A 25190-nucleotide genomic window follows, 5' to 3' on the forward strand; every position below is an offset into this window, starting at 1 on the left:
GACGGAGGGAGTGAAGCATAATTTTCTGAAAAACGAAAGTCGAATATTTTTCGCGGTAGGGACTGGACAGGCTGATTCGCGTTGAGATTGCTGAGAAAATCGTGCTTTGGCGCAGGTGATTCTAGTCCAGCCGATCGCTCCTGCGCCTCGCCGAATGGGGGGCACAGCAAGACGCGAGCCAAGTCCTATGATCGCCCCTCGTCACCGATCTCGGTCGTCCGCTTCATCTCTCGCGCGAGATCGTCAACAACCTGTGCCAGCGAGCGTCCATCGCTAGTGGTCAGCGATTTCCGAAGCTGCCGTGAGCTCCATAGGATAGCGGCAATGAACATGAAAAAGGGAAGCCAGGAGACGATCAGGCTTACATACCAAGGCACATCATTAGCCATACCCGAGCTCTTCCCTACGATTGCCTTCGATATCAGTCAGTCTGGCTCAGATGATCCGCGCGGCGGGTTACCATCTTCTATCATTCACGCGCTTCATCTCCTCCGCCAGATCACCGACGACCTGCACCAGCGAGCGACCGTCGTCGGTCATCAGAGATCTCCGAAGCCGGCGCGTGCTCCATACAACGGCTGAGACGAACATGATCAATGGCAACCAGGCTATGACGAGCCTTACGTACCAAGGCACATCGTCACTCATGCCTAACCTCCACGCATGACCGCCGCCTGAGGACCAGGATCATCGATATGATCCAATCATTAAGAAATCAGCTGGAACGCAGTGGCAACGTCCCCGCAATGAGCAGGTGGATGGGTATTAAGGTGACAGTGCTGAACTGTATAAAACGGGGGGGCCGGCGGCATAGCCGCCGACCGCACACCCACTGGGGCGGGTGGCCGCCCGGGACTGGGGCGCGATCTGCCGACCAACGCGGGGGGACTAACGCCCAAGCCAATCCATAACGCTCTATGACTCTCACGAGGGGTCGCTAGCGTTCCCCCGGCACTCGCGTGGTGAGTTCTATTTTATCTGGACTCTTCCAGATTTTCGGCCAAGTTTCTCCCGGTTTGAAACACCACACGGGTCTTGAGGCGTCGAGGGCACCCATATGCAACGAAAATTGCCATGGCCCGCGGAAGGCTCGAAAGTATGGAGGTCATTAGCCGGGTTTGAAGCCATCCTCGCCACTGGTCTCTATTGGATCTGGCCTTTATCCCTTTCTTTTTATCTTCAGAAAATACCCGTTGCTCGCCGACGCCCCGATATTGCGATCGAGATCTATGTATCAGTTTGCTTGGGACTGACGATTTGGTTCTGGCTTCGACCGATTGAGCTAGTGATCCCATTTTGGCTTACGCCGAGAGAATGGGCAGGCGCCCTTTGCGCTTATTTTTCGACAAGCTCGGTTGTCGCATTGTTGGACGTGGTCTTTCTCTCAAAAGTCTTGGGGAGCGTCGAATCTACGGAGCGATCACTTATCCTATTTATCTGCAACGTCGCTCAGATCATTTTTATGTTTGCTATTTGGTATCAAATTGTCGGAACCAACGTACGCAAGGAAGACGCTCTGTTTTCGTCGATTACGGTTCTTGGCACCCTCGGCTATCCGCCCGGTGCAAACACGGTCGTAGGTTTGCAAATTGCTACGGATCTGCTCCTATTCGCGATCTTCTTATCACACCTCGTTGGACGAGTAGGAATACCGCCCCGAACCAACTCATAGTTAGCCCCAGCACAGTTTGGGACGCCGCCTGTACTGAATTTGCGGCGTCCCTTTCAAGGCTCGAGACAGCAAGCGTAGCCCGGATGAGTGTAGCGACATCCGGAATCACGAGACCGTTGCGGATGTGCCGCGCCATGGGTCCCGCATGTCGTGGCGCTCATCCGGGCTACGCATTGTGCCCCCACCCGCGCGGATCCGTCTTCAGCAACGCATACAGCATGTCGTCGCGCCATTCGCCGCCGACGCGCAGGTGGTCGCGCAACTGGCCCTCGCAGCGGAAGCCGAGCTTTTCGGCCAGTTTGCGCGACGCGGCATTGTCCGGATGGATCAGCGCCTGCGCGCGGTGCAGGCCGAGCTCGCCGAAGCAGAAATCGAGCATCGCAGCGACCGCCTCGGTGGCGATGCCATCGCGCTGCCGGGCAGGATCGACGATGTAGCCGATCGTGACGCGCTTCGCACGCATGTGGCCGTCGTGATAGTTCACCATACCGATGCAGCGGTCGGTCTCGGCCTGTGCCACCGCCCAGAACCGGTAGTAGGACGGCGTGCAATCGATGAACCGGCGGACGGCACGTTCGCTCTCGATCCGTTTGGTGTGAACCGGATGATTCCAGAAGCGCATCGCATCCGGATCGCTGAAGCACCGGTGCATCGCTTCGGTGTCAGCGGGATCGAACTGTCGTAGGCGCAGGCGGGCGGTCGAGAGGATCGGGTGCGGGATGGGCTGTCTTGCCATGGCGGGCTCATGCAGGGATGAACCAGACTAGCAGCGATGACGGCAGGAGCGCTACGTTCAGTCGCCTCTCGCCCGAAGGCCCCAATCTCCGCGTCGCCGTCATTGCGGGGCGCGCGGACGACACGGTGCCGGCGTCGTGCCGATCGCATGAGGCCGGTGGCAGTGCACAAGACTCGCGCGCCCCCCTGCGCTTGGCTCCTGCGCTTCCCGCGGTCGCGGCCGGCGCTCACGCCTTGAAGTAGTCCGGTTGGCCGATGTCGGCGATCAGGCCGATCCCCTCGGGCGTCCAGCCCAGGCGCTGCTGTGTCAGGGCGCTGGAGGCCGGCATGTCCAGGCCCGCGAACATCGCCAGTGGTCCATAGTAGTCGCCCGCCTCCTCCTGACCTATCGAAACGACCGGCACGTTCAGCGCGCGACCGATCACCTCGATGACCTCGCGCATCGCGACGCCTTCCTCGCCAACGGCGTGGTAGATCGCGTCTGCCACGCCTTTCTCAAGGGCAAGCCGGTAGAGGCGGGCAACATCCGATCGATGCGCGGCGGCCCAGCGCTCGGTGCCTTCGCCGATATAGGCGGCGCGGCCCTTCTGCCGCGCGACCTCCACCAAATAGGAGATCAGGCCGGCCTTTCCGGGGGCGCCGTGCACCTGCGGCAGGCGGATCACCATTGCGCGCACGCCGCGCGACGCATAGGCGAGACCCGTCTGCTCGGACACGCGCGGGACATGCGCTGACGACTCGCGCCGCATGTCTTCGGTGACCACCACATTGGCCGCAACGAGCCCCGTTCCGGAGGTGACGATGAACGGCTTGTTCGTGCCCACCAGCACCTCGCCCATGGCGTCGATGGCGGCCTTGTCGATGGCGCCGTTCTCCGCGAATTTCGCGAAGTCGTGGATGAAGGCGAGATGGATCACGCCGTCGGCATCCCTCGCGCCGCGCTTCAGGCTGTCGAGGTCCTGCAGCGAGCCGCGATGAACCTGCGCGCCCAGTTGCTCGAGCGTGCGGACGTTCTCGGCGGAGCGCGCGAGGCCGATGACCTGATGCCCGGCGGCGATCAGCTCCCTGGTGGTTTCAGAGCCGATGAATCCGGCGGCGCCGGTGACGAATACGCGCATGAGACACACTCCCTGTTCAGACCGCCGGGATATTGCTAGGCTGCTCATGCGGGTAAAGTCGTGACTTTATACGGGTATAATCGCTAACAGGATGACGGACGCCAACCCTCTCGGGACCTATCTCAGGGATCGCCGCGCCAAGCTCGATCCGACCGCCTTCGGCCTGCCGCTGCAGCGGCGGCGAACGCCGGGGCTTCGGCGCGAAGAGGTGGCGCAACGCGCCAATGTGAGCGCCACCTGGTACACCTGGCTCGAGCAAGGGCGCGGCGGCGCGCCCTCCGCCGACGTGCTGGACCGCATCGCTCGCGCCATGATGCTGACCGACGCCGAGCGCGAGCATCTGTTCCTGCTCGGTCTCGGCCGGCCACCCGAAGCCCGCTATCACGCGATCGACGGCATCTCACCCCGTCTCCAACGCGTGCTCGACACGCTGGAATACAGTCCCGCCTTCGTTCGCACGGCGACATGGGACATCCTCGCCTGGAACAGGGCGGCTGCGGCCGTCCTCACCGACTACAGCACCCTGCCGGAGGGACAGCGCAATGTTCTGCGCATGATGTTCCACGACAGCCGTGTCCGCGCCGCACAGCCCAACTGGCAGGCCGTGGCGCGCTATGTGGTCGCGTCCTTCCGCGCCGACGTGGCCCGCGCCGGCGCGGCCCGCAATGTCCAATCGCTGGTCGACGAGCTCTGCGCGACGAGCCCGGAATTCGCGGCGATGTGGCGCGACAACGATGTGCAAGGGCGGCACGGTGACGGCGTGAAGACCCTGCAGCATCCCGTCGCCGGATCGCTCTCGATGGAATTTTCGGGCTTCGCCGTCGATGGCCGGCCCGACCTCACCATGGTGATCTACAATCCCGCGACGCCGGAGGATGCCGACAAGATCCGTGCGCTGGTGACGTCGCGACCGAAGTAGGTGCGAGTGCCCTCTCGACTCGCGCCGCCGAGAAGCACGCGGGTTGCCTGACAGGCCGGGCATTCGTAGGCAGCCTTGGCTGCATCGACGCTGCAGCGTGAACAAAAAGCCGATTGCGAGCTTGGTCATCCGGACATCCCCACGGCGACGGGCATCATGAAGATCGCGACCTTCAACATCAACAATGTCCGGCGGCGGCTCCCCAATCTGCTGCGCTGGCTGCGCGCGGCCAGGCCCGACATCGTCTGCCTGCAGGAGCTGAAATGCACCCAGGCCGATTTCCCCGTCGATGCGATCGCCAAGGCCGGCTATGGCGCGGTGTGGCAGGGACAGAAGACCTGGAACGGCGTCGCGATCCTTGCGCGCAAGGCCGAGCCGGTGCTGACCCGCACCGCCCTGCCCGGCAATCCCAGAGACCAGGAGGCGCGCTACATCGAGGCCGCGGTGCGCGGCCTCGTCGTCGGCTGCCTCTATTTGCCGAACGGCAATCCGCAGCCGGGGCCGAAATTCGACTATAAGCTCGCCTGGTTCAAACGCCTGCAGAAGCACGCGGCTGATTTCATCAAGGACGACCTGCCGGCCGTGCTCGCCGGCGACTACAATGTGGCGCCTGCTACGCTCGACATCTATCCGACGCGATCCTGGGACAAGGACGCGCTGATCCAGCCGAAGAGCCGCGCCGCCTTCAAGGCGCTGGTCGATCAAGGCTGGTGCGACGCGATCCGGATGCTGCATCCGGACGCGCCGATGTTCACGTTCTGGGACTACAAGCGCAACCGCTGGCCGCGCGATGCCGGCCTGCGGCTCGACCACCTGCTGCTGAGCCCGCAACTCGCGCCGCGCCTTGCCAAGGCCGGCGTCGACCGCGCCATCCGCGGCGAGGACGGCGCCAGCGACCACGCGCCGGCCTGGATCGTGCTGAAATAATCCGAAGTCGCGTGTCCGCGTCGGAGCCTCAGCCGCGGTCGGGCCAGGTCTGCTGCAGATTGGTCGCGCGCTCGGGCAGGCCCTCGGTCAGCACCGCCATGCCGCCGCACACCGGCAGATGCACGACGAGGCTCGCGGCATCCGGCACGTTCGGACGCGGCGTCACGTTCCACAGCATGATCTCCTGACGCGTGCGGCGGATCTCCTTGAACTCATAACTATACGTCTCCGAGCCGCGCGGATATTCGCGCCAGAGCTGGCCTTCCTTGCGGAAGCTGCTCTGCGTGCCGTCATAGCGATCGGAATAGGACAGGCAGGCCGGCACGTTCAGCGCCTCGAGCACGGCCGCGCCGACGTTCGACGCCGCGGGAAGGACGCTGTTCACCGCGCCGATCGCGGCGAACACGGTCGTGATCGCGCCGGCGGCCATCGCGAGCCAGCCGGCCTTGGTCGCGGCCGGGCGCGCGGGCGCATTCGCGGCGGACACCTTGGATGCAAGTCCGCGAGGGGACGTCAGATGGAGCTGGGCCATGACGCGTTCTCCGATGGTGCGGCGAGGATGGATGCCCCGCCGGGCTGCATTCATCGGAGATCAGTCTGGCGATCGCGCTCCCGGCGAATGTGACGCCGATCACAACCTGGAATGATGACCGCCCGGCGCCACACCGGGAGCGTGACGACACGCGCCGTCAATCGCGTCCCGCATCCATGATCGCCTGCGCGAGCCGGCCGGGATCGGAGAAGCACAGCTCATGGCTGCCGGGCACCTGGACCAGCCGGAACAGGCCGAGCTTGCCGGACAACCGCGGATGCCATGGCAGGCTGTGCGGCAGCGCCGTGTCCTCGGTGCAGTTGATGTAGGATTTCGCGATTGCCATCTCGGAGGGATTGGCGCGCAGCTTGATCTTGTCGGTGAAGGTCTTGTTGGGATGCGGATTGAGCATGTCATAGGCGCGCGTCGCGGTGGCGAGATCGGCGTCGTTGATGAAGGCCTCGCGCCAGACCGGGAACGGCAGCACCACCGAACCGTCGCCGCGCTCCGCAGCGACCGCGTCGAACAGCGCAACATAGTGCGGTGGCACCATGTCGTTGAGGCACTCGCCGTCGTTGGGCACGAACGCATTCCAGTAGACCAGGCGGCGGATGCGCTGAGCGATGCGGTCGGCGACGCCGGTGATGACCATGCCGCCATAGGAGTGCCCCATCAGCACGGCGTCGGTGATGTCGTGCTCGCTGAAGTAGTCGCAGATCGAGGCGATCGCCTCGTCGAGTCCGGTGGTCTTTGCGTCGCCGGGGCGGTTGCCGCGGATGGTCGGCAGATGGACGGTGTGGCCGGCGGAGCGAACATGCGCGGCGACCGGCTCGAGCTCGGCGCCGGTATGCCAGGCGCCATGGACCAGGACGTAGGTTGACATGATCACGTTCCTTTGCACGATGGAAGGCGGTGCAAGGACTATGGGCCGGACCGCGCCCGCGGCGCTTGGCTGCAACTGAACCCGATTGGTCTCGGAGTGAACCGATGGGCGCCGAGCCGGAACGGCAGCGGAGCTGGAATACGGCGACGGTGCGGCCGGAGGAGCAGTTCTCGTATTACCGCGAGGCGATCTGCCAGGCCTTCATGAACTTGACGCCGGAGCCGGCGCGCGGCATCGGATTCGCCGCGGAGGTGCAAAGCATCAGCCTCGGGAGCGGCGCCATCAACCGCGTCAGCTTTCCCGAGCACATCGTACGCCGCTCGCGCACGGACATCGCCGCTTCCACCCAGCGCTGCTTCTATCTCAACCTCAAGCTGGCCGGCCGCTGCACCATCCTGCAGGACGAATGCGATGTCAGCCTGTCCGCCGGTCAGGTCGGCATCTTCGACAGCGATCGCACCTTCGTGCTGCAGCACGATCGCGGGCCGTCGCTCGGCGTGCTCTCGTTCCGCGTCCCCGCCGATGCGCTGTGCAGCCGCCTGCCGGCCGAGCCGGACATCGCGCCGACGCGGCTGTCCGACGATCCATGCGTCGGCGCACTGATCGTGGAGACGGCGCGCTCCCTCAACGCCAATGCGCTGCGGCTCGCGCCCGCCGATGCGTCGGCGCTGTTCGGCGTGCTGCTCGATCTGGTGGCGCTGAGCCTGGCGCGCCGCGGCCGCCGCGAGCCGCATGCGACCACCTCATTTGCCGATGCGACGACCTTGGCGCTGCGCCGCGCCATTCACGAGCGGGTGCGCGAGCCCGGCCTGACGGTGGCGACCATCGCATCTGTCGTCGGGATCAGCGAGCGCTACGTGCACAAGCTGCTGGCCCGCGCCGGCACCAGCTTCTCCGACCTGGTGATGGAGCGCCGGCTCGATGGCGCAGCGCGCGATCTGCGCGATCCCGCCCGATGCGGCCGCGACATCGGCCGCATCGCCTTCGACTGGGGCTTTTCAGATCTGTCGCACTTCACGCGCCGCTTCAAGCAGCGCTTCGGCATGCGCCCGCGCGACTGGCGCGCGGAGACCGCGCGTCACTCCGGCTGACCACCGCCTGCGGTCAGCGCGGACTCCGTTCGCGGGCTGCGCCCCACAACCAGATTGCCGCCAGCAGGACCAGCGAGCCGACGAACGCCGCGACGACATCGCGCAGCGAAATGACGATGCTGCCCATGCCTGGAAACAACCCGAACAGGTTGAACAAGACACCACCGATGAGGGCGCCGACGCATCCCAATCCGATGTTGGTGAGGAGCCCGAAACCGGCTCGGCGGCGCTTCACCAGGAAGCCGGCAAGGCCGCCACCAATCAAGCCGACGACGAGCCAAGTCCCTGCATGTGCCAGTGTGAACATTCTTCACTCCGTCGGTCTGCCGTCACCCCTCAGCTGGAGCATCACGGCCAGCAGCAAGATCATGAGAACACATTGCCGAGCGAAGCGAGACCGCCAGTTGCTACACGGAAGCGGCCAGATCAGGGGTCTTGCTCGCAGAGCCACACGAATCGCACGCTTGCAGGTTACATCGATTTCGTTGCCATGAGCTGAACTCTGCACATCGGATGAGTTCGCAACCCACTCGCAAACTGGCGCAGGCCGGCGTCCCGTCCATGACAAGGTGATGCGGCCCCTGCTTGCTTCGAATTGGCCATTCCGCTTCGGACGTCGCGTACTTCCTCCCGAAATGACAGTCATTCGAATCTAATCGTCTCGAACACGCACGGCTCATGCGAACGCTTCGCACGCGAAGGGCTACGTAGTTCCCCCGAGTTCATATGATCCGCGGAATCAAGAAGAATGCGTTTCCCGCAGAGCGTGTAAGGGTGAATGCATGTGCATCGCATGCAACTGGGCAAGGTTCCGTGGTTTGCTCCAGCTTGATTTTGGCTCCGTCAACGAGGCCGAGCCGTCACGACGCAGGCTCCTGCAGGCAGGCGCGGCGTTCGCCGCAGCCGGCGTTGCTTCGGTGTCCGCTCCGACGAACGCCGAGGCGCGAACCGGCGGCGGCAAGGCCGACATCGTGTTTCGCAACGGCCCGGTCTACACCGTGAACGGCGGCCGGGAATGGGCCCGCGCGGTCGCCGTCAAGCAAAAGCACATCGTCTATGTCGGCGATGACGCGGGCGTCCGGCCCTTCATCGGCCCGAAGACCCGCGTCGTCGATCTCGCCGGCAGGATGCTGCTGCCCGGCTTCGTGGAAGGACACATCCATCCGATAGCGGGCGCTGTCGTGACTCGGGGTGTCGATCTTCAATACGACACAAGGGAGGAGATGCTCGACGCCCTGAAGGCCTATCGCGCCAAGCTGGGCCAGGCCGGCATCGTCCGCGGCTTCGGCTGGCGCTATAACGCCTTTCCGCCGACCGGCCCTCGCAAGGAGGATCTCGATCAGATCTGGCCGGACACGCCCGTCTTTCTCGTCGGGATCGATGGCCATTCCGCCTGGGTCAATTCCAAGACGCTGGCGATTGCCAAGGTGACCAAGGCGACCAAGGATCCGTTGCCCGGCTACAGCTACTTCGAGCGGGACCCGGCCTCGGGAGAGCCGACCGGCTATCTGGTCGAGCCACCGGCGATGTTTCCGGTCCTCAACGCGATCTCGCCGTTCACGACCGGCTATATTGCGGACTCGCTCGCACAGTGGCTGCCGAAGGCGTCGGCCGCCGGCATCACCAGCGTGTTCGATGCCGGACTGCTCGTTCTGCCCGAGGAGACAGGCTACGAACTCTATCAGGATCTGGAGCGCAAAGGAAAACTGCCGTTCCGTGTGGTCGGATCGACCTACCACAACAATCCGGCGATCGACCCCGTGCCGATCGCGATGGCCCTGCGTCGACGCTTCAATTCCGAACTGGTGCAGGCGCCCGTTCTCAAGCTCAACATCGACGGCGGCGAAGCCCAACGGACCGCCGCATTGCTGGCCCCCTATAGCGACGATCCGAGCACGAGCGGCGAGACGCTGGTCCCGCCGGAGCAGTTCAAGGACATCATCCGCCGCGCCGACAGGGCGGGCCTCAATATTCACATCCATTCCTACGGTGATCGCGCCAACCGCCTGTCGCTGGACGCGTTCGAAGCCGCGATCAAGGCCAATCCGCCGCGCGATCGCCGGCACACGCTGGCGCATCTCATATTTGTTTCACCTGACGATCTGCCGCGCTTCGCCAAGCTCGGCGTCACCGCGCAGTTCTCCGCCCAATGGTCGGTGGCGGATGCCTATTGGCAGGGCGTGATGCGGCCGCGCGTCGGCGCGCGCGCCGAGCAGGCGTTTCGCACCGGCTCGATCCTGCGTCATGGCGCCAACATCTCGCTCGGCACCGATTGGCCGGCCGCCGGCTATTACAGCACCTACAAGCCGCTGGATGCGATCGAGATCGCGACCACGCGGCGGGAGTTGAACAAGCCGGATCAGCCGGCTTTGGTGCCGCTCGACGAGCGGATCAGCCTCGAAGAGGCGATCCGCGCCGCCACCATGGGCCCGGCCTATCAGCTCGGGCTCGACCAGAAGGTCGGTTCGATCGAGGTCGGCAAGCTCGCCGATCTGATCGTGCTTGAAAGAAACCTGTTCGAAGTCGCCCCGCACGACATCCACAACACAAAGGTGCTGATGACCGTCATGAACGGTCAGGTCAGGCACGAACAGCGAAGCTGACTCCGGCGACGTCTCGGACCGACACCTTCAGGACCACATCGACATACTCAGACCGATTCCCGGACATGCGGAGGCGTATATGATCAACAGAAGAATGCTCATCAAAGGCGCGGGAGCGGCGTTGGTCGCGTCCGAACTCGGTTTGCCGGCCGCGCGGGCCGAGTCTGCCGATCCGCTCTGCTACGCGTCGGTCGCCGATCTCATCGCCATGTTCCGGGCCCGCAAGGCGTCGCCGGTCGATCTCTTGAAGGCGCAGATCAAGCGGATCGAAGCCTACAACACGAAGGTCAATTGCATCACCTACGAGCATTTCGATCAGGCGCTCAAGGAGGCCAAGCTGTCCGAGGACCGCTATCGGCGCGGCAACCAGAGGCCGCTCGAAGGGATCACGGTAGCCATCAAGGACGAATTCTCCAGGCCGGGCTGGCGGACCACACAGGGCTCGCTCATCTACAAGGACTCGCCACCGGCAACGGAAAACTCGGCCATCACCGACTTGCTCGAGGCAGCCGGCGCCGTCATGCCGTTCCAGACGACCGTGCCGGAATTCTACCTCTTCCTCGGCGCGTCCACCCGCGCCTGGGGCACGACACGCAATCCATGGAATCTCGAATACTCTCCGGGCGGGTCGTCGGCGGGATCGGGCGCGGCGCTGGCCGCAGGCTTCACGACGCTCGCCATGGGCTCGGACATGGGCGGCTCGATCCGAATTCCCGCCTCGCAATGCGGTCTCTATGGCTTCAGGCCGCCGTTCGGACGCGTGGCCGGTGGGGAAATCCCGTTCGCGACCTCGGGCCCGATGGCGCGGCGCTTCGACGACCTCGTCCGCCTCCAGAACGCGATCGTCGGTCCGTCCGAGCGGATGATGGCCGCGATGCGCCCTCGCCTCGACTATCCCACCCGTTATCCGCGCCTTTCCGGGTGGCGCATCGCCGTGGATTGGGGCGCCGGCATTGCGGACGTCATACCGTCCGTGAAGGCTGCGATGCTGAGAGGCATCGAGGCTCTGCGCGCCGCGGGTTGCACGGTGGACGAAGTCGATTGCGGCTTCACGAAGGCCCACAAGATGGTCTTCATCCGCGGGCTGATGTCGACGTCCATCGGCACGGCGATCGAGATCTCGAATGCGCATCGCGATCAGCTCTCGCCCTACATGACCGAAATGCTCGACCAAGTCGGCCCGGTCGGACCGCGCCAGGCCGAAGAAGCCGAAGAGCTGCTGCAGCGGCTGCACCGCCAGGTCCAGCAGCGCGTGTTCGGCAAGGGGTACCGCATCCTGCTCATGCCGACCATGGCAACGCCTCTTGTCGGGGCCGACATGTTCAAGAGCAAGGAAAACAAGGTGGACCCGTGGGTAGGCACCGGTCTGGGCTTGGCGCTGACGTGGCACTGGAATCTGCTCAACCGCTATCCGGTCGTCGATGTCCCGCTCGGCTTGGTCGAGGACCGCATGCCCTCGGGCATGCAGGTGATCGGCCAGACCTACACCGATCTCGACACGTTCCAGTTCGCGTCCAACTGGTCTCGTCTCCGGCGGTCCCTGTTCGCGGGCGAGCGTTTTCCGACCTTCACGTGATGCAGCGGGGCCACACGGTGCGGGCGCGAGACAGTGGCTGCAAGAGCGGCGCTTCGACAGCGAGGTCGACAAGGACGCCGAGAGCCTTCCGACACGTGGTTCTGTTGCTCCTGATCTCGGCACTCTGCCATGACTCCGGCGCCCTGGCACAGCAGGCCAAGACGCCGTCGCTCGAAGATCTGGCCAAGGCGGCGCAGAACCCGATCGCGGACACGATCAGCGTCGGCCTTGAGAATATCGCCATGCCGAATACGGGCCCGTACCGGCAGACGGCCGACGTCTTCAAGATCGAGCCGGTCATCCCGTTCCAGCTCAATGCCGACTGGAATCTGGTGACGCGCACGACCATTCCCGGCATCGCCCAGATCCGCTTTTCCCCCGAGCAAGGCCGGATCGGCGGGGTCGGCGACATCAACCAGATCTTCGCGCTCACCCCGTCCCATTCGGGCGCCCTCATCTGGGGTGTCGGCCCGACCTTTTCCTATCCGTCGGCGACCGATCCCGCCCTCGGTTCGGGAAAATGGAGCGCAGGTCCGACCATTGTCGCGCTGACCATGCCGGGTCCATGGGTGCTCGGGGTGCTCGCCAACAACATCTGGTCGTTTGCAGGTCCGAGCGACCGCGCGCCGGTGAACCAGATGATGCTGCAGTACTTCGTGACCTACAACTTCTCCGACGGATCCTACATCAGCTCGAGTCCCATCATCACGGCGAACTGGCTCGCGAAGGGCAATGATCGCTGGGTCGTCCCGATCGGCGTCGGCGTGGGCAAGCTCTTCATGGTCGACAAGCAGCCGATCAATGCCGAGGTGGGCGCGTACTACAATCTGCTGAAGCCGGACCAGGCATCGCATTGGCAGTTTCGCGCCAGCCTGGCTTTCCTGTTTCCAAAATGACGCTGCTCGGAACGAGCGGCCTCCGTGGCCGTGAGCAGCAATCCGGTCTGCAATCCTGTCTGAAGGCATTCGATTTGAATTTTCACCATCAGCAAGCATCCAGAGCGTCAGTCTGCGTGCGCACGCTCGACGCCTTTGAGGCCGAGTTGATCGCGGTCAATCCTGGCGGCTGCGGAAGAACGTAGTTTAGCGTTCGATCAGGGAATGATGCGGCTCACACGGAACGCGGGTTTTTCGGAGCAGGACAATGTGCATCGCATGCGGCTCAGCCATCGGTTCGCTGTTCGCGGCGTCGAAGCCGGAGGGCGGCGGACTGACCCGTCGCCAGATTGTTGCAACAACGGCTGCCGCCGCAGCATTCGCGGCCGCGGGCTCGGCTCCGGCCTTTGCCGCCCCCAATCGCACGACCGTGTTTCGCGGCGGGCGCGTCTACACGGTGGAAGACTCGCAGCCCTGGGCGGCGGCCGTCGTCGTCAAGGGCGACAAGATCGTCTATGTCGGCGACGATGCCGGAGCGATGAAGTTTGCCGGACGGGGGGCTGAGGTCATCGACCTCAAGGGCCGCATGCTGATGCCGGGCTTCGTCGAGGCGCATTGGCATCTTTGCACTCTGGCATTTGCCCGCGGCGCCTGGGTCAACGAGGAAGATCCTGAGCGCATCTCCGAGATCCTGCGCGATTACGCCAAGACGCATTCCGACGAGAAGTTCATTCTCGGCTTCGGATGGATCGCGGGCGCGTTTCCCGCCTCGGGTCCCCGCAAGGAACCGCTGGACGCGATCTTCCCCGACCGGCCGGTCCTGCTCGTCAGTTGCGATCTGCACAGCTACTGGGTCAATTCCAAGCTGCTGGAGATGGCCGGCATCACGAGGGACACCCCACGCGACGTCGTGCCCGGCTCCTCCTGGTACGAAAAGGATCCCAATGGCGAGCCGACTGGCTTCATTTCGGAAGTACCCGCGCTGTTCGCGGTACTGAAGACGCTCGAAAAGCACGGCATCGAACCGTTCGGCCTCAAGTCGGCCGCCGCCGCCATCGAGGAATGGCAGCCCAAGCTCGCAGCCGCCGGCATCACCACCCTCTTCGATGCCGGCTTCAGCGCCTGGCCGACCGAGCAGCATCACGGTTTCGACATGCTGGTCGACCTCGAGAGCCGCGGCAAGCTGCTGCAACGCGTGATCGGCAGCCTCTATCACAACGACCCCAACGTCGATCCGCTGCCGATCATTCGGGCCTATCGGAAGCGCTATCGCACTCCGCTGGTCAAGGCCGAGGTGCTCAAGCTGATCGTCGATGGCACCGAGCTGAGCCGCACCGCCTATCTGCTGGATCCCTATGCCGGAAGGCAGGATTGGCGCGGCGAACCATTGTTGCCATCGCCCGTGTTGAATCGAATCCTGCGCGAAGCCCATGCGGAGGGAATCGATACGCACCTTCACGCCGTCGGCGACGCCGCAGTTCGCATGAGCCTGGATGGATACGAAGCCGCGTTCGGCAGGCAGGGCCCCGGCAACCGCCGCCATACCATCTGCCACGCGTTCCTCACCGCGCCCTCGGACATTGCGCGCTTCAGAAAGCTCGGCCTGATTGCGAACACCCAGATCCAGTGGGGCGTGCCGGATACGAGCCAGCGCCGCATCCGCGAGATCTACGGCGAAGAGCGCTGGAGCCGCATGTACAGCTTCAAGACGTTCATCGACCAAGGCGTCACGGTGTCGTTCGGAATGGATGCCCTGGCGACCGGCTCCAAGGTCGTGGTCAAGCCGCTCGAGGCGGTGCAGGCCGGCCATACGCGCCAGGAGCCCGGCAAGCCCGACGGCCTGGTCCATCCGCCCGCTGCCGAACGCCTGAGCCTGCCGCAGCTCATCCGAGGCTACACAATCAACGGAGCTTACCAGATGCGCATGGAGGATAAGATCGGCTCCATCAAGGTCGGGAAGCTGGCCGATCTGATCGTGCTGGAGAAGAACCTGTTCGATGTCGGGCCGCACGAGATCGGCAAGGTGAACGTTCAGCTGACGATGATGAACGGCCGGATCACGCATCGCGACAGACTCTGAACGGGAATGAGGACGGTGCACGAGATGGCGAATGCGCGGACTGAACAGAATCTTGCGCCGGCGGATTCGCCGATGTCGAAACGTAATCGCTGGCTCATTCTCCTGACCGTCTCCAGCGCGCTGGCGCTCGTCGTCATCGACATGACGGTGCTCTATACCGCGCTGCCCAGCCTGACCCATGAGCTCGGAGCAACCGCCTCGGAGAAATTGTGGATCGTCATGGCCTACGGGCTCGTCGTCGCCGGCCTGCTTCCAGGCTTCGGCTCGCTCGGCGATCGCGTCGGGCACAAGAGGACATTCGTCGCCGGCCTCATCGTCTTCGGACTGGCCTCGGTCGTCGCCGCCTATTCGCCGACCGCCACGATCCTGGTTGGCGGACGCGTCCTGCTCGCGATCGGCGCCGCGCTGATGATGCCGGCGACGCTGTCGATCATTCGCATCACCTTCTCCGATGACCACGAACGGGCGCTCGCCATCGCGATCTGGGGAGCCGTTGCGTCCAGCGGGGCGGCCGTCGGCCCCTTGGTCGGCGGTGTCCTGCTGGAATATTTCTGGTGGGGCTCGGTCTTTCTGATCAACGTGCCGCTCGTCGTCCTGGCGCTGGTCGCCGGCCTGCTGCTGATTCCTGCACCGGCCGATCGTGCTGAGCGCGACTGGGACCTCCTCGGTTCAGTGCAGGTGATGGCCGGGCTGATCGGCTTCGCCTACGTCGTCGAGGAGCTCGGCAGTCGCCAGTCTTCCTATGTCGTCCTTGCCGGCACGGCTGTCGCGACGGTCATCATGTTGACGGTGTTCGTACGCCGTCAATTGCGTCTCGAGGATCCTTTGCTCGACTTCACCCTGTTCCGAAACGTCGAGTTCACGCTCAGCGTGATCACCGCGATCGTGGCTTCGCTTGCCATTGCGGGGACGGAGCTCGCGATCAGCCAGCGCCTGCAACTCGTCCTCGGCTACTCGCCGCTGCAGGCGGCATTGTACATCCTGCCGGCCCCGCTCGGTGCATTCATCGGCGGGCCGCTCGCGAGCCTCATGCTCCGTCGCGTGGGAGCCGCCACCACGATGTCCGGCGCGCTGTTGATCGCCGGCATCGGCGCGGCCGGCTACCTGCTCTGCTACAACGCCAATCTGGCCCTGCAATTGGTCTGCATCGCGATCAACGGGCTCGGGCTCGGAGCATCCATTGCCGCCGCCTCCAACTCCGTGATGAATCACGCGCCTGAAGGCCGCGAAGGCATGGCCGCGTCGATCGAGGAGGTGTCGTTCGAGCTCGGCGGCACGATCGGCATCAGCATTTTCGGCAGCATCCTGTCCGGAGTCTATACGGCGTTCATGGTTCTGCCCGACGGCCTCGGCATTCCCGCCGTTGCGCGCGATAGCATCGACGAGGCGCTGATCGCCGCCGAGCGGCTGCCAACCGAACTCGCTGCCATCGTCACCTCGCACGCTCACCGCGCCTTCGATCAGGCGTTCCTGACGGTCGTCTGCGTGGCAATGGTCGTCCTGCTCGGCACCGCCTTCCTGGTCCGGCCCCGAGCAGAGCGAACGACATCGAAAGAGGCTCGTCAGCATATCCATTAGACAGACGACGGCAATCATGTGCCGTCGTCCGTGGTGGAGACCAACATGCTCGCCAACGCAATGTCACCGTCCGTCACGTAGTGATTGACCCGCTCAGGGAGGCTCTGACCAGCTTTGTACAGCTCCACGATCTCGATCGATCGTGTCCTGATCAGTTCGGCCATGATGTAGTCCCGCTCGGCGTTGACATCCGGGTCGGTGGCGTGCGTGACCTGAAACGTCAATCGAGTGAACGATAGGCCGGTGTCCTTCGTGCCGGCTCCGACCCACAGAGCGGATTCATCGACCGCCGGCCGATCGGCGTTGGACCAGAAATCGCCTGCATTCCAGGTTTGCTCTGCGTGTGCCAGGCCAACAGCCCAGAACCTGACGTGATGGCGCTGTCGCGGGCTGTTGCCGATGGCTTTCTGAAAGCCGATATCCTGGCCGCGTCCGAACAGATAGAGCGTGCTGAACGGAGCGGTGGGGTAAGGCGTATCGAGGACGAAGGCGCGGATCATGGCCCAAGAGCTCGTCAGGCCCAATCGGTCCGCTTCAGACCACCCCACCGCAGCAAAGCTTGCGCGAAGCTGTTGGAGCGTCCCGACCAGGGCGAGATTGACGGGGTCGCCGGGCAATCCATCACCCGTGATCGTGTAGCTGGGCACTCGCCGCTTCTGAAGAATCCTGAGACTCAACCGGATCACGCGTGGCAGAACGACATAGGCCGCGAACGCGTAGCTGACGCCGACTGCGACAATCCAGGGCAGCCTGCGGTTCGCGGTCTCGAACACCACGAAGACGATCAGCCAGACCGTGAAGATCCCCAGCCCGGCGACCAGCACGCGTTGCATGAGGCGTATGAGCAGTCGCACTGGATCGGTCCGGCGAAAGGAAGTGAACAGCAGTCGGTGTTTTCGGGAAGGTGTCCGATCTTCATCGCGATGGCAACACCGCACCTGGACGCATGAAACCGCCCGGTCGGCGGCGTTTCGACCAGCTCGTCTGCGTTGCTCGACATCCGCAGTCCAACGCAATCGGACTGCGCGGGGCTTACGCCGACAGCCGCTCGGCGTTGGCCGCGACATAATCCCGATAGAGATCGACGACCGCCGCCGGGCTGGCGCCGGCCATCAGCTTCGCCGTCGCCTCCAGGGCTGCGGCGAGCTTTTCGCTGACCATCAGCTCCGCCTCCTCGCCCGCATCGGCTTCGCCGCGCGCGAACTTTTCCAGCCGGAGCCGGATGACCTCGCCGGCTTCCATGGCCAGCATCGCGGCCGCGAACCAGGGGAACTCCGCCTCGGCGGTTGCCGTCATGGACGGCCGCATCTGCAAGGACATTGGCGTTTTGCTCATCGTCATCGTCCGAGAACATCGGCGGACGTGCGAGGAATACGCTTCAACTTTTAATGATGCGGACGCACAATCATCGCCGATTTCGAGTCGGCTCGAACCACCCGTTAACCACCTGGGCCCTGCTTCTCTCATCCGTCATTGCGAGGAGCGAAGCGGCGAAGCAATCCAGAGTCATGCGCGCGACTCTGGATTGATTCGCTTCGCTCGCAATGACGGGAGAGAGATCTTGCCCGCCGTCACGAAGGCGCGAAAATCTTGGGCTTCCTCTTCGTCCTCGCGGTCGGCCTCGTGGCCGGCACCTTGTCCGGCATCGTCGGCACCGGCTCGTCGATCATGCTGATGCCGGTGCTGGCCTACGAGTACGGCCCGAAGGAGGCCGTGCCGATCATGGCGGTCGCTGCGGTCATGGCGAACCTGTCGCGCATCCTGGCGTGGTGGCGCGAGGTCGACTGGCGCGCCTGCGCGGCCTATTCGGTCACCGGCATTCCGGCCGCCGCACTCGGCGCGCGCACCTTGCTGATCCTGCCGTCGCAGGCGGTCGATATCACGATCGGGCTGTTCCTGATGGCGATGGTGCCGGTACGGCATTGGCTGACGCGGCACGACCTCAAGGCCAACCTCTGGCATCTCGCGCTCGGCGGCGCGATCATCGGTTTCCTCACCGGCATCGTGGTCTCGACCGGACCGCTGAGCGTGCCGCTGTTCCTGTTCTATGGCCTGTCGAAAGGCGCCTTCCTCGCCACCGAGGCCGCGAGCTCGCTCGGGCTCTATGTCTCGAAATCCATCACCTTCCAGCGCTTCGGCGCGCTGACGCCGGACATTCTTCTCAAGGGCCTGATCGCCGGCGGCTCGCTGATGGCTGGCGCCTTCGTCGCCAAGCGCTTCGTGCTGCACATGAAGCCCGATCTGTTCCGCGTGGTGATGGATGGCATCATGCTGGCCGCGGGCCTAAGTATGTTATGGAACGCCACCCACTCCTGACCGCACCGATTCTCACCTCATGGCCAAGACCACGCTCTCCTTCGTCTGCCAGAACTGCGGCGCGGCTTATTCGCGCTGGCAGGGCAAGTGCGAGGCCTGCGGCGAGTGGAACACGCTGGCCGAGGAAGACACGACGGGCGCGACCTCCGCGCCGGTGTCGCTGCGCTCCAAGCGCAAGGGCCGCACCTTCCAGCTGGAATCGCTGACCGGCAAGAGCATCGACGCGCCGCGGCTGTCGTCGGGCATGACCGAACTCGACCGCGTCACCGGCGGCGGCTTCGTGCGCGGCTCGATCCTGCTGGTTGGCGGCGACCCGGGCATCGGCAAGTCGACGCTGTTGACCCAGACCACCGCGATGATGGCGCGTGCCGGCCATCGCGCCGTCTACATCTCGGGCGAGGAAGCCGTCGCCCAGGTGCGGCTGCGCGCCGAGCGGCTCGGGCTCGCGGATGCGCCGGTGCAACTGGCGGCCGAGACCTCGGTCGAGGACATCATCTCGACCCTGTCCGAAGGCACGGTGCCACGGCTGATCGTGATCGATTCGATCCAGACGATGTGGACCGACACCGTCGAATCGGCGCCGGGCACGGTGACGCAAGTGCGCGCCTCGGCGCAGAAGCTGATCAGGTTCGCCAAGAAATCCGGCGCCGCGATCATCCTGGTCGGCCACGTCACCAAGGACGGCCAGATCGCCGGGCCCCGCGTCGTCGAGCACATGGTCGACGCGGTGCTGTCGTTCGAGGGCGAGGGCTCGCAGCAGTTCCGCATCCTGCGCGCGGTCAAGAACCGGTTCGGCCCGACCGACGAGATCGGCGTGTTCGAAATGACCGGATTGGGTCTGCGCGAGGTCACCAACCCCTCCGAGCTGTTCCTGTCCGAGCGCGATCTCGGCAGCCCCGGCACGGCGGTCTTTGCCGGGATCGAGGGCACGCGCCCCGTGCTGGTCGAAATCCAGGCCCTGGTGGCGCCGACCTCGCTCGGCACGCCGCGCCGCGCCGTGGTCGGCTGGGATCCGAGCCGGCTGTCGATGGTGCTGGCCGTGCTGGAGGCGCATTGCGGCGTCAAGCTGTCGGGCCACGACGTCTATCTCAACGTCGCCGGCGGCCTGCGCATCAACGAGCCTGCGGCGGATCTCGCCGCGGCCGCGGCTCTGGTCTCCTCGCTGGTCAACGCTCCGCTGCCGCCCGATGCGGTCTATTTCGGCGAAATCTCGCTGTCGGGCGCGGTCCGACCGGTGGCACAGACCTCGGCTCGGCTGAAGGAGGCTGCCAAGCTCGGCTTCGGCCGCGTGGTACTGCCGGAGCGCGCCCGCGGCGAGGCCGGCGGCGACGCCGGGCTCAGCCTCAATACCGTCGGCGGATTGACCAGCCTGGTGGCCGACATCGCCGCGCGCGGCACGCCTCGTGCCCGACACGACAGCAGCCGCGAAGACGGCGACCAGGGCCGCCGCGGCCCCAGCCATGCCGAAAAAAATGCCACACCGGCGAGATTCCGCCGCCAGGACGGCTAGCCGGACCGTGACGTTCGCGTGACTCGCCGCTATACAACGCCGCAACCGGTCGCCCACACGGGATCGTGCAGCCGTCCGGACTTGCCGGGGAACCTCGCTGTCCTCCTCCCGGAGGGGCGGTCCTCCGTCGACTCGAAGCGAACCTTGGACCTGTGAAGCGGACCTGAGCAGCCGATGCCGATAACGATCCTCGATCTCATCCTGCTCGGCGTGATGCTGGTGTCGGGGCTGCTCGCGATGGTCCGGGGCTTCATGCGCGAGGTGCTGTCGATCGCAGCCTGGGGCGCGGCCGCCCTGGTCACGCTTTATTCATTCTCCAAGCTGCTGCCGACCGCCAAGACCTATTTCAACAACGATACCGTCGCGAGCGTGGTCGTCGTCGCCGGTACTTTCGTGGGCACCCTGCTGATCGTCTCGGTGATCACGGTCAAAATCTCCGACATGATTCTCGATTCGCGCATCGGCGCGCTCGACCGCACCCTCGGATTCCTGTTCGGACTGGGCCGCGGCCTGCTGATCGTGGTCGTCGCCTTCCTGTTCTTCAGCTGGCTGGTGCCGGACAAGCAGCGCCCGGACTGGGTCACCGGTGCCAAATCCCGCGTGGTCCTGCAGGGAACCGGGGATTGGCTGATGTCGCTCTTGCCTGATGATCCCGAGAACACCATTTTAAAGAAATTCAAGAAGAACAAGCCGGACGACGACCAGACTGACACCGAGTCGCCCGGAGCGGGCGGCGATGGGTATAGCAAGCCTGCCCGCGACAGCTTGAAGAAGCTGATCGAGAAACCCGCGGCCAAGTGAGCTCAGCCCAGAAGAGAGGCGCGATGGACCTGCACCACGATTCTTCCGGCGAAGCCCAAGCGGATACTCACGCGGATCTGGACTTCGGACCTCAAGCCTACCTCAGAGACCCAGACCTTGACGGAGACACGCTGCGCGAAGAGTGCGGCGTGTTCGGCATTTATGGGCACAATGATGCCGCCGCGATCACCGCGCTCGGCCTCCACGCGCTCCAGCATCGCGGCCAGGAAGCCGCCGGCATCGTCTCCTATGACGGCACGCGCTTCCACAGCGAGCGCCGCCTGGGCCTCGTCGGCGACACCTTCTCCCGCCGCGAGGTGATCGAGCGCCTGCCCGGCAATGCCGCGATCGGTCACGTGCGCTACGCGACCACCGGCGCCACGATCCTGCGCAACGTGCAGCCGCTGTTCGCCGAGCTCAATGCCGGCGGCTTCGCTGTCGGCCACAACGGCAACCTCACCAACGGGCTCACGCTCCGCCGCGAGCTGGTGCGCGCCGGCGCCATCATGCAGTCGACCACCGACACCGAGGTGATCCTGCATCTGGTCGCGCATTCCCGCCGCACCAATTTCATCGACCGCTTCATCGAGGCGCTGCGCGCGCTCGAAGGCGCCTACTCGCTGGTCTGCATGACCAACAAGAAGCTGATCGGCGCCCGCGATCCCCTCGGCATCCGCCCGCTGGTGTATGGCGAGCTCGAGGGCTGCCCGATCCTGGCCTCGGAGACCTGCGCGCTCGACATGATCGGCGCGCGCTACATCCGCGACATCGAGCCGGGCGAGGTCGTGATCTTCGATGAAAACGGCGCCCACAGCCACAAGCCGTTCCCGCCGAAGCCGGCGCGTCCCTGCGTCTTCGAATACATCTACTTCGCCCGGCCCGACTCAGTGGTCGGCGGCCGCTCGGTCTACGAGGTCCGCAAGGCATTCGGCGCGCAGCTCGCGCGCGAGAGCCATCCCGACGTCGACGTCGTCGTGCCGGTGCCTGATTCCGGCGTGCCGGCGGCGATCGGCTACAGCCAGCATTCGGGCGTGCCGTTCGAGCTCGGCATCATCCGCAATCACTATGTCGGCCGCACCTTCATCCAGCCGACGCAGGCGATCCGCGAATCCGGCGTGCGCATGAAGCACTCGGCCAACCGCGCCGCGATCGAAGGCAAGCGCATCATCCTGATCGACGACTCGCTGGTGCGCGGTACCACCTCGCGCAAGATCGTGCGCATGATGCGCGACGCCGGCGCCACGGAGGTGCATTTCCGCCTCGCCTCGCCGCCGATCCTCTACCCCGACTATTACGGCATCGACCTGCCGGACCGTGGCGGCCTCTTGGCGGCGACGCATTCGCTCGAGGAGATGCGCGAGCTGATCGGCGCCGACTCGCTGGCGTTCCTGTCGATCGACGGCATGTACCGCGCCATGGGCGAGCCGGCCCGCGACCCCGCCGCGCCGAAATACGCCGACCACTGCTTCACCGGCAGCTATCCGACCCACCTCACCGACCAGTCGCTGGTCGAGCCGACCCAGCAGCAATTGTCGCTCCTGGCGGAGGCGAGCTGAGGCTCTTTCCACATGGTGTCATTCTGGGGTGATGCGCAGCATCGAACCCGGAATCTCGAAATTGTTTTGTGCGCCTGACCTCTAGATTCCGGGTTCGAGGCCTAACGGCCTCGCCCCGGAACGACGGCGTTCGATCGGCCGTCGTCCCGGCACATGCCGGAGGCCCTGACCACCGGCCGTCGTTTGTCGGGCAGGACTAGCCACAGCCACCCAACTCCATCATAACCGCCGCGGAATATGGATCCCGGCGTTCGCCGGGACGACGGCTGAGAGATGATCGTGATGACCCTTCCCCTCGCCAATCGTATCGCCCTCGTCACCGGCGCCTCGCGCGGCATCGGCCATGCGACCGCCCGCGCGCTCGCGCGCGCCGGTGCGCATGTCGTCGCCGTCGCCCGCACCCAGGGCGGGCTGGAGGAACTCGACGACGAGATCCGGAAAGAGACCGGCAGCGGCGCCACCCTGGTGCCGCTCAGCATGACCGACAGCGACGGCATCGCCCGGCTCGGCGCCGCGCTGCATGAGCGCCATGGCAAGCTCGACATCCTCGTCGGCAATGCCGCCGTGCCCGGCCCCTCCTCACCGCTCGGCCATATCGACCTCAAGCCGTGGAACGACGTCGTCGCGGTCAACCTCACCGCCAACTTCCAGCTGATCCGCTGCATGGAGCCGCTGCTGAAGGCCTCCGACGCCGGCCGGGCGGTGTTCCTCACCTCAGGCGCCGCTCACAAGGCGCAGGCCTATCTCGGCCCCTACGCCGTCACCAAGGCGGCGCTGGAGACGCTGGCTCGGGTATGGGCGCACGAGACCGAGCGCACGCCGCTGCGCGTCAACCTGTTCAGCCCGGGCCCGATCCGCACCCGCATGCGCGCCACGGTGTTCCCAGGTGAAGACCCGATGACGCTCGAGACGCCCGAGCAGGTCGCCGAATTGATCGTGCCGATGTGCCTGCCGTCGTGGACCGAGACCGGCAAGCTCTACGAGTACAAGACCCGCGCGCTGAAGAGCTTTCAGCCACCGGCGTAGACTATCGCGTCGACGGCACCAGGGCGGTCGCAGGCTCCACTCCTACGTCGCGCTGTCACCCGCCGCGACCTCCACGAGATCGATGGCGCGCTCCGGGCAAGCCACCACGCACAGGCCGCAGGCAAGGCAGAGATAGCTCTTCGGCGTGTAGGCCGTCTTCATGCCGTGAAAGCGCACGCGCATCCTGCCGAGGAAGGACAGCGCGCGGAAATCGTCGCCGCTGATCGGCGCAACGTCGAACACGTTGTAGGGGCACACCTCGACGCAGTCGCCCTTGGCCTCGCATCGGTTGCGGTCGACGACCGGCACGAAGCTGCCCGGCTCGGCCTTGCAGCCGGCGCCCGGACGTTTCGGATGCTGCGCGGCCTTGCGCACCTTGGCAGCCTTGGTGCGCTTCGAGAGCGGTGGTGTCGGCTCGGTCTGGTCGGTCACGCTGTCGGCTCCATGGGCGGATGAATCAGGCTTCGGCGGTCAGCATCAGCGCGGTGCCGGCGGGATCGCGCAGCACGTACTGATCGCCCCGCACGATCACCTCGTCACAGCCGCGCAGCGCGGCGTCGAGGCGCGCGCGGGTGTCGAAGCGGATCGAGAAGCCGCGCAGCCGCGCCACGCCTGCGGGTGCTGGCGGCGCATCGATCCCCTGCCAGACGTTCAATGCGATACGGTGGGTGTAGGCGCCGCCGGCGCCGAGATCGGCAAACCCCAGCTGTGGCGCGAATGCGCCGGGCAGGAAGCCAAGCCGCGTGTAGAACGTGCGCGCAGCCTCGATGCGCGGGACGTGCAGATGCAGATGGCCGATCCGCGCGGCGTCGGCGAGCGGCGCCGACAGCGGCGGTCCTTTCGCCTGCGCCAGCTCATGGCGCACGTCGAGCGGGCTCCTGCCACTGCAGGGCCGGCCTTCGGCATCGAACACGGTGAAATCGGTCTCGAACGTGCCGTAGCCGCCGAACCGCTCCGGCGTCTCCAGCGTGAACTCGATGCCGAGCCCGTCAGGATCGTTGAGATAGATCGCCTTGGACATCACGTGATCGACCGGCGAGATCGGCGTGCGGCTGGCGATCAGCCGGCGCAGCATCCGCGAGAATTCCGCCTGGTCGGGCACATGGATGGCGATATGATAGAGGCCGGAGAAGCCGCGCAGCGCCGGGCGTTTCGCACCGGGATGCAGCACCACGAGCGTCTCGCCCGCCGTGCCGAGCTCGGCCGCGCCGTTGCGCTTGCACAGGCGCAGACCTGCGGTCTCGCACCAGAAATCGATCGCGCGCTCGAGATGCGTGACCTCCAGATGCACCGGCCCGAAGGTCGCGATCTCGCTGGATGCGCCGGTTCGCGGCAAGGTCAGATGGTCCATGTGCGATCTCCGATTGGTCCGTCGTTGCGGCCGCGCCCGAT

General features: G+C 65.1%; 24 protein-coding genes. 15 read left to right on the forward strand and 9 right to left on the reverse strand.

Features of this window, described 5'->3' with window-relative positions:
* Positions 1-324: 324 nt before the first annotated feature.
* Both QX094_RS28525 and QX094_RS28530 read left to right on the forward strand, forming a co-directional pair.
* Positions 325-582 (forward strand): hypothetical protein, encoded by a 258-nt coding sequence (locus QX094_RS28525; protein ID WP_316184860.1) that lies wholly within the window; start codon positions 325-327, stop codon positions 580-582.
* Between the two features lie 475 nt (positions 583-1057).
* Complete coding sequence (locus QX094_RS28530) at positions 1058-1672, forward strand: hypothetical protein (RefSeq protein WP_316184858.1); 615 nt, start codon at positions 1058-1060, stop codon at positions 1670-1672.
* A 166-nt stretch (positions 1673-1838) separates the two neighbouring features.
* Here QX094_RS28530 and QX094_RS28535 read toward each other — a convergent pair whose 3' ends face one another.
* Both QX094_RS28535 and QX094_RS28540 read right to left on the reverse strand, forming a co-directional pair.
* Positions 1839-2408: a GNAT family protein gene (locus QX094_RS28535; protein ID WP_316184857.1), complete on the reverse strand. Its 570-nt coding sequence runs from the start codon at positions 2406-2408 to the stop codon at positions 1839-1841.
* A 226-nt stretch (positions 2409-2634) separates the two neighbouring features.
* Positions 2635-3525, reverse strand: coding sequence for an SDR family oxidoreductase (locus tag QX094_RS28540; RefSeq protein WP_316184855.1), 891 nt, complete (start codon positions 3523-3525; stop codon positions 2635-2637).
* A 91-nt stretch (positions 3526-3616) separates the two neighbouring features.
* Here QX094_RS28540 and QX094_RS28545 point away from each other — a divergent pair, with 91 nt between their 5' ends.
* A complete protein-coding gene (locus tag QX094_RS28545) occupies positions 3617-4444 on the forward strand; it encodes a helix-turn-helix transcriptional regulator (RefSeq protein WP_316164698.1) in 828 nt (275 codons plus the stop codon).
* A gap of 156 nt (positions 4445-4600) precedes the next feature.
* Positions 4601-5371: an exodeoxyribonuclease III gene (gene xth, locus QX094_RS28550; RefSeq protein WP_315826781.1), complete on the forward strand. Its 771-nt coding sequence runs from the start codon at positions 4601-4603 to the stop codon at positions 5369-5371.
* Between the two features lie 28 nt (positions 5372-5399).
* On the opposite strand, the gene QX094_RS28555 is transcribed toward xth, so the two are convergent.
* A complete protein-coding gene (locus QX094_RS28555) occupies positions 5400-5903 on the reverse strand; it encodes a hypothetical protein (RefSeq protein ID WP_315749941.1) in 504 nt (167 codons plus the stop codon).
* Between the two features lie 157 nt (positions 5904-6060).
* Positions 6061-6786 (reverse strand): alpha/beta hydrolase, encoded by a 726-nt coding sequence (locus QX094_RS28560; protein WP_316184854.1) that lies wholly within the window; start codon positions 6784-6786, stop codon positions 6061-6063.
* 104 nt (positions 6787-6890) lie between these two features.
* Here QX094_RS28560 and QX094_RS28565 point away from each other — a divergent pair, with 104 nt between their 5' ends.
* A complete protein-coding gene (locus QX094_RS28565) occupies positions 6891-7877 on the forward strand; it encodes a helix-turn-helix domain-containing protein (protein ID WP_316188397.1) in 987 nt (328 codons plus the stop codon).
* Positions 7878-7890: 13 nt separating this feature from the next.
* On the opposite strand, the gene QX094_RS28570 is transcribed toward QX094_RS28565, so the two are convergent.
* The gene (locus tag QX094_RS28570) at positions 7891-8184 is read right to left on the reverse strand and encodes a GlsB/YeaQ/YmgE family stress response membrane protein (protein WP_316184852.1); all 294 of its coding nucleotides are present in this window, start codon (positions 8182-8184) and stop codon (positions 7891-7893) included.
* A 610-nt stretch (positions 8185-8794) separates the two neighbouring features.
* Here QX094_RS28570 and QX094_RS28575 point away from each other — a divergent pair.
* From QX094_RS28575 to QX094_RS28595, 5 genes are all read left to right on the forward strand, one after another.
* Positions 8795-10480: an amidohydrolase gene (locus QX094_RS28575; protein ID WP_316188398.1), complete on the forward strand. Its 1686-nt coding sequence runs from the start codon at positions 8795-8797 to the stop codon at positions 10478-10480.
* Between the two features lie 79 nt (positions 10481-10559).
* A complete protein-coding gene (locus tag QX094_RS28580; protein WP_315749935.1) occupies positions 10560-12056 on the forward strand; it encodes an amidase in 1497 nt (498 codons plus the stop codon).
* 95 nt (positions 12057-12151) lie between these two features.
* A complete protein-coding gene (locus QX094_RS28585; RefSeq protein ID WP_316173832.1) occupies positions 12152-12952 on the forward strand; it encodes a hypothetical protein in 801 nt (266 codons plus the stop codon).
* A 247-nt stretch (positions 12953-13199) separates the two neighbouring features.
* Entirely contained in the window at positions 13200-15011 is a 1812-nt protein-coding gene (locus QX094_RS28590; protein WP_316173834.1) for an amidohydrolase, read from the forward strand.
* A gap of 72 nt (positions 15012-15083) precedes the next feature.
* Positions 15084-16589, forward strand: coding sequence for an MFS transporter (locus QX094_RS28595; protein WP_316173836.1), 1506 nt, complete (start codon positions 15084-15086; stop codon positions 16587-16589).
* A gap of 14 nt (positions 16590-16603) precedes the next feature.
* Here QX094_RS28595 and QX094_RS28600 read toward each other — a convergent pair whose 3' ends face one another.
* Positions 16604-17422: an LssY C-terminal domain-containing protein gene (locus QX094_RS28600; RefSeq protein ID WP_315749930.1), complete on the reverse strand. Its 819-nt coding sequence runs from the start codon at positions 17420-17422 to the stop codon at positions 16604-16606.
* Positions 17423-17621: 199 nt separating this feature from the next.
* Positions 17622-17909, reverse strand: coding sequence for a hypothetical protein (locus QX094_RS28605; protein ID WP_409998620.1), 288 nt, complete (start codon positions 17907-17909; stop codon positions 17622-17624).
* Between the two features lie 270 nt (positions 17910-18179).
* On the opposite strand from QX094_RS28605, the gene QX094_RS28610 reads away from it, so the two are divergent.
* From QX094_RS28610 to QX094_RS28630, 5 genes are all read left to right on the forward strand, one after another.
* The gene (locus tag QX094_RS28610) at positions 18180-18905 is read left to right on the forward strand and encodes a sulfite exporter TauE/SafE family protein (RefSeq protein WP_316173837.1); all 726 of its coding nucleotides are present in this window, start codon (positions 18180-18182) and stop codon (positions 18903-18905) included.
* Positions 18906-18924: 19 nt separating this feature from the next.
* Positions 18925-20415 carry a DNA repair protein RadA gene (gene radA, locus QX094_RS28615; RefSeq protein ID WP_316173838.1) on the forward strand — a complete coding sequence of 497 codons (1491 nt, stop codon included), beginning with the start codon at positions 18925-18927 and terminating at the stop codon, positions 20413-20415.
* A 174-nt stretch (positions 20416-20589) separates the two neighbouring features.
* Positions 20590-21216 (forward strand): CvpA family protein, encoded by a 627-nt coding sequence (locus tag QX094_RS28620; RefSeq protein ID WP_315712460.1) that lies wholly within the window; start codon positions 20590-20592, stop codon positions 21214-21216.
* 23 nt (positions 21217-21239) lie between these two features.
* On the forward strand, positions 21240-22772 hold the full coding sequence (gene purF / locus QX094_RS28625) for an amidophosphoribosyltransferase (protein ID WP_315712462.1): 1533 nt from the start codon (positions 21240-21242) through the stop codon (positions 22770-22772).
* A gap of 282 nt (positions 22773-23054) precedes the next feature.
* Positions 23055-23798 (forward strand): SDR family NAD(P)-dependent oxidoreductase, encoded by a 744-nt coding sequence (locus QX094_RS28630; protein ID WP_316164687.1) that lies wholly within the window; start codon positions 23055-23057, stop codon positions 23796-23798.
* A 42-nt stretch (positions 23799-23840) separates the two neighbouring features.
* On the opposite strand, the gene QX094_RS28635 is transcribed toward QX094_RS28630, so the two are convergent.
* Positions 23841-24230 (reverse strand): 4Fe-4S binding protein, encoded by a 390-nt coding sequence (locus QX094_RS28635; RefSeq protein WP_315712465.1) that lies wholly within the window; start codon positions 24228-24230, stop codon positions 23841-23843.
* Between the two features lie 25 nt (positions 24231-24255).
* Positions 24256-25149: a VOC family protein gene (locus tag QX094_RS28640; protein ID WP_316164686.1), complete on the reverse strand. Its 894-nt coding sequence runs from the start codon at positions 25147-25149 to the stop codon at positions 24256-24258.
* Between the last annotated feature and the right edge of the window lie 41 nt (positions 25150-25190).

It is taken from the genome of Bradyrhizobium sp. SZCCHNS1050 (assembly GCF_032484785.1).
Classification (GTDB): Bacteria; Pseudomonadota; Alphaproteobacteria; order Rhizobiales; family Xanthobacteraceae; genus Bradyrhizobium.